The 4,017-nt window shown below is 62.8% G+C and carries 5 protein-coding genes; 1 reads left to right on the top strand and 4 read right to left on the bottom strand.

Translation table 11 applies throughout. From position 1 onward, the window contains the following. Both G6018_RS16985 and G6018_RS16980 read right to left on the bottom strand, forming a co-directional pair. Window positions 1-334, bottom strand: a 334-nt coding sequence (locus G6018_RS16985) for a cytochrome b5-like heme/steroid binding domain-containing protein (protein WP_182640270.1), incomplete at its 3' end; no start/stop codon positions are given. Next, window positions 331-825 (bottom strand): hypothetical protein, encoded by a 495-nt coding sequence (locus G6018_RS16980; RefSeq protein ID WP_223210127.1) that lies wholly within the window; start codon window positions 823-825, stop codon window positions 331-333. The genes G6018_RS16980 and G6018_RS16985, both read right to left, overlap by 4 nt. A 585-nt stretch (window positions 826-1,410) precedes the next feature. Between G6018_RS16980 and G6018_RS17695 the strand changes: the two genes are divergently transcribed. Then, entirely contained in the window at window positions 1,411-2,037 is a 627-nt protein-coding gene (locus tag G6018_RS17695; RefSeq protein ID WP_182611321.1) for a M23 family metallopeptidase, read from the top strand. Between the two features lies 1 nt (window position 2,038). Here the strand turns inward: G6018_RS17695 and G6018_RS16970 are convergent, their stop codons facing one another. Continuing rightward, a complete protein-coding gene (locus tag G6018_RS16970; RefSeq protein ID WP_107746584.1) occupies window positions 2,039-3,196 on the bottom strand; it encodes an ATP-binding protein in 1,158 nt (385 codons plus the stop codon). Further along, window positions 3,193-3,891, bottom strand: a complete 699-nt coding sequence (locus tag G6018_RS16965; RefSeq protein WP_017836391.1) for a response regulator transcription factor — start codon at window positions 3,889-3,891, stop codon at window positions 3,193-3,195. The genes G6018_RS16970 and G6018_RS16965 overlap by 4 nt, the downstream gene beginning before the upstream one ends. Window positions 3,892-4,017 lie beyond the last annotated feature (126 nt).

Raw genomic sequence — 4,017 nt, 5'->3', positions numbered from 1 at the left:
TGAGCCGCGATTGTGGCTGGGACGCTCCACTGTGCTGGTCGGTGAAACTCTCTGTCCCGTCTGTGCCGCACAGCTGCTCGATCCGGTCCGGCCCGCCCGGGTGTTGGTCGACCCACGCGGTGAGGTCGTAGACGATGTTCTCGATCACGGTCCAACACGAGTCGGTCGAATCGTTCTGCTGGACCTCGGCCATCGTGACCTGTTTCTCGGCTCTCTCGCCCGTCTGGAGCTGCTCTGCCTGCTCTGGCGCGCCCGTGTCGTTCCCGGCGCAGCCCACAGCTAGGAGCAGGGCGGCGGTGGAGCCGGAGGCGGTGAGTGTCCTGCGCAGTCTCATTCGATCTCCTCGTATAGTGATCTACCGAAAGTCCAGGCGGCCAGCCACGTACACAGGACCGTGAGCACCAGTGCTACGCCGATGTGAAATGCCAAGGTCGAACTGCCCCCTAAGCTCGCTTGGGCGAACGTGGCCCCGAACAGGACGAGGGCGACGACTGCAGCCCAGCGACCTCGCCGTGTAGCCCACGCGCGCCACCCTAGAACCAGAGCCAGCACGCCGGTGAGGACATGAAGGGCGATGGCGGCCGAGCTGTGGACGTCCAGACTGGTGCCGTCCTGGACCAGCACCCCTGCCGAAGTGAAGAGGAGTCCGAGGGCGCTGACTGTCACTAACGCCACCGCTCGTGCGAGCAACAACAATCGTCCGGAAATCTGTAAATCTTGTGATCGCGACACTTTCCCTTTCTCGAGCTGCTCGTCCACTTCTTCGTGGTGGGAGGCGGCCGGCGACCCGCCCCACTTGTCCCCCAATGCCGCACGCACTGTCACATCTGGAGATTGTGCTGTGCTGACCTCTTGATTCGGTCGGGGTTTGATGAAGGTCTGATCAAGATCCCGGACGTGACGGTCGCTGACGCGGTGCTGAATTGGTGCGCGGCCAGTTGGGGTGAACCTGGGTGAAGCCTGTCAGGACGTCCAGCTTCCGAAGGCCTTCCCATGTCGCCCACGTAGTCCCTGACACTCGCAACAGGCAGCTTGATGAACGCTGCCAGAGGCTGTGGTCAGAGGGAGACTCTAGGCACGATGCACGCTTGAGGGAGCCGCTCCCGGTCGTTCTTCGACACGGGCGTGCAGGCCCCCACTTCTTGCGACGGGGACTCTGCTCGTCTAAGTTCGAGCAGAAGTCACATCACGAAACCATCACGGTATAGCGGCAGGGGAGACACGGCGGCAGTGGAGCGAAGACGTGCACGCCGCAAGGCACACCCTTTAACTGTCGACATCTGGGCGAGTTCTGGTCGCCCTCGAGGTGGCGGTACGCATCGCCAACCCTCCGCCCGGCCCGAGTTACGCGATCAGGTCGTCGTCGTCACGGTCGCCGCCGGGGCCATCGTGTCCTCGATAAGTTTTCTAGTGGACCAGCACACAGAGGCTGGTGGTGAGCACATTCACCTCATCGCGCACGAGGAGTCGATCAGTCCTGCTGGCCAGTCTGGAGACATAGCCCTTCCCCCGGCTGAACTGCCTGGGCCCGTTGCGGTGCAAGGCGACATCCCGCTGGAGAGCGCTGCCGCCATGGTGTCGTCATTGGCGGCAGGCACCGAAATCGACGCTCGCCGGCAAGTTGCCGAGGAGACCGCGCGCCGTCCAACAGCAGCGATGCCGACAGTCGGGACCCTCACGTCTGAGTTCGGCCAACGCTGGGGCTCGCTCCACGGCGGCATCGATATCGCAAACGTGATCGGAACCCCGATCGTGGCGGCGACTGACGGGACCGTCATCGATGCCGGCCCGGCGCAAGGGTTCGGCAATTGGGTCCGACTGCTGTCGGATGAGGGCACGATGACCGTTTATGGACACATGGAAGAGGTTCTCGTGTCCACCGGCCAGCGTGTACAGGCTGGACAGACGATTGCCCTCATGGGAAGTCGTGGCTTTTCCACCGGGTCGCACTTGCACTTCGAGGTGTGGTTGAACGAGGGACGGGAGCGCGCCGACCCCATCGAGTGGCTCCGGGAAAACGGTATCGCGACCAACTGAGTCAGCCCTTGGAGTGAGCCGGGGTCTGCGGTAAGGAGATCGTGAATCGGGCGCCGCGGCCGAGCCCGTCGCTGTGAACGCGGATATGGCCTTCGTGGGCTTCGACCAGTGCGCGAGTAATGGTGAGTCCGATGCCGCTTCCTCCGTGTGCCCGGTCGCGTGCGGTGTCGACGCGGTAGAAGCGGTCAAAAATGTGGTCGAGGTGCTGCGCTGCGATGCCTTCTCCAGTGTCGGCGATAGTGATCTCCACGTTCCCGTTGTGTAGGCGACTGGTGACGGTGACCATCCCACCTGAGTCGGTGTGGCGGAGCGCGTTGTGCAAAAGGTTGGTCAGGACCTGGTTGATTCGATCACTGTCGACAGTGATCGGTATTGCCTGATCAATACGTGCTTGGAGCAGCACATTTTTGTGCGAGTACTCGGGGCGCAGGGCGTCGATCGCGGCCGCGATGATGCTGCGAGTGTCGGTACCGATGGGGATGAGACGCGTGAGGTGTTCTTCGGCTCGGGACACCGCGCTGACGTCGTGAGCGAGCCGGCCTAGCCGACCAGTCGCGGTTCGCAGAATGCGCAGCGTGTCGTCGTCGAGTGCACGGACGCCGTCTTCGATTGCCTCAAGGTGGGATTCGAGCGTGGCCAGGGGAGTCCGCAACTCGTGTGCGAGATCTGAGAGCATCCGTCGGCGTGTGGTTTCGGTGGCATCTAGTCGTCGTGCCAGTTCGTTGAAGCTGGCGACAAGATCGTCGAATTCACGACCTATTCTCGGCTCGTGTACTCGTGAGTTGTATTCTCCACCGGAGATCTGCTGGACTGATCGGGTGACCGGGGTGATCGATCGTTGAACGCGGCGGGCGATGTAGCCGCTGACAGCCAGCGACAAGATCACCGATACCGCCAGTGCGATCGACCAAGACAGCATCATTGACGAGTTGAATGCCTCCTCCATATGGGCTGCTTCGGAGGAGTTCTGTGACAGTCCGGCCATCTCCAGATGCTCGTGGAAGATTCCGGGGGCAAGTATTGCGGCGACGACCCAGGCACTGACTGCGAAACCGATCATCACAAAAGCGAGCGCCGCCAGTAGCCGGGTACCGAAGGTGGCAGTGGTGAACCACCGCTTGAGGCGCGTCACGTTGTCACCCAGATCGATCCGGCTCACTGACCATCTCCGGTGCGGTAGCCGACACCGCGGACGGTGCGGATGTATGCGCCCCGGGACGCAGTGTCTCCGAGCTTGCGTCTGAGGTGCGCGATGTGGACATCAACAAGGTGCGTGTCGCCGACCCAGTCGGGCCCCCAGATCGCATTGATCAACTGCGTCCGGGACAGCACCAAGCCGGGGTCTCGCGTCAGTGCCGCCAAGAGGTCGAACTCGGTCCTGGTCAACTGGATCGGGGTGGTGTCGACGGTGACCTCGCGGCCTTCGACGTCGATTGCCAGTGCCCCAATCCTTCGCAGCTCTCTGTGATCGGAGGCCGCAGACGGGGAGCGTAAGGCCGTAGACGATCGAGGACGGCGCAGCATGACCTGGATGCGGGCCATGAGCTCTCGTGGGCTGAACGGTTTGGTCATGTAGTCGTCGGCTCCCACGGACAGTCCGATGAGGGTGTCGACCTCCTCGGTGCGGGCGGTGAGCATGACGACATACGCATCGGAGAAGGTGCGCAACTGGCGGCACACTTCGACGCCGTCCAGCCGCGGAAGACCGAGGTCTAGCACGACGACGTCGGGATCGACTTGCCGGATCAGGTCGACTGCGTCCTGCCCGTCATGAACGACCGTGAGGTCGAAGCCGTCACGAGTCAGATAGGTACCGATGAGGTCGGCGAGCTCACGCTCGTCTTCGACGACCATCGCCCGCAACCCTGCGGTCGCGCGAGTGGTCGGTGACTCACCTTCAGGTCCGGCGTCTCGAGAATCGGATGTGGACATAAGGCCAATCATCGTCGTAGGTCTGCCACTGGCGCCTACCGCGTGCTC

Origin of the sequence: Dietzia sp. DQ11-44, assembly GCF_014145205.1 — a bacterium.
Lineage (GTDB): Bacteria > Actinomycetota > Actinomycetes > Mycobacteriales > Mycobacteriaceae > Dietzia > Dietzia natronolimnaea.
Note: the sequence above shows the minus strand (reverse complement) of the source record. Positions and strands in the feature narration are given on the sequence as shown.